1 protein-coding gene is annotated in these 1,086 nt (G+C 31.0%); it reads left to right on the top strand.

The annotated features are described in order from the left end of the window. Positions 1-89: 89 nt before the first annotated feature. Positions 90-1,086, top strand: a 997-nt coding sequence (locus tag G7Y42_RS14935; protein WP_241161976.1) for a DUF285 domain-containing protein, incomplete at its 3' end; no start/stop codon positions are given.

Genomic DNA, 1,086 nt, shown 5'->3' on the forward strand with positions numbered 1-1,086 from the left:
ATATGAACCATATGTTTAGTAACTGTAGCAATTTAACAAGTGTAAATCTAAGTAGTTTTAATACAGCAAATGTAACGGATATGAACCAAATGTTTTATACTTATGTGGACCCAATACCGTTACTAATAAAGACAACCGATGAAAAGCTAAAAAAATATGGGTATGAGTCTGATAATCGTAGAAAGTTTGGTATATTAAAAATAGATTCAAAATACGGAAATTTCAATGGACAAGCCACAAGAAGTCTATTTGATTACACAATCGATCAGGATCTAACTGAAACATTAATCAACCAGAAATTAGAGGAAGCTAAAAAAAGTATAACATTTGAAAAAGGGGTAACATTTCAGCGATGGAATCCTGAAGCAGCATACAAGACGTTATTAGCAAAAGCTAATGGAGCGTATGAAGTAGAAATTTTCTATCAAAGTAAGGATTGGCTATTTAGTAAAAATGGCAATATTATCACCTTGGAAGATTATGTAGGAAGTAGTCAAGATGTAGTCATTCCTACAGCAACAGATTTAGAATATAACGGACTGCAGGTGCAAATTAGTTCAGAGGTGTTAAAAGATGCCGCAGTCAATGCTCAAAGTATAAAGACTTCTGATAATGGAAATAGTATTCATTTGGTGGGCAATACTAACTCAATATTTGCGCAAAATACCTCTTTAAAACAAGTTATTTTCACTAATTTGGATGTATCGGATGTAACGGATATGAACTATATGTTTAGTAACTGTAGCAATTTAACAAGTGTAAATCTAAGTAGTTTTAATACAGAAAATGTAACGGATATGAACAGTATGTTTAATGACTGTAGCAGATTAACAAGTGTAGATCTAAGTAGTTTTAATATAGCAAATGCAACGAATATGCGCTATATGTTTCATAATTATGAAAAAATACTAATACCGTTACTAATAAAGACAACCGATGAAAAGCTAAAAAACTATAATTATGTGTTTGATAGGCGTATAAAGTTTGGTACATTAAAAATAGATTCAAAATACGGAAATTTCAATGGACAAGCCACAAGAAGTCTATTTGATTACACAATCGATCAGGATCTAACTGAAACATTAA

This window comes from Enterococcus sp. ZJ1622, assembly GCF_011038845.1.
Lineage (GTDB): Bacteria > Bacillota > Bacilli > Lactobacillales > Enterococcaceae > Enterococcus_B.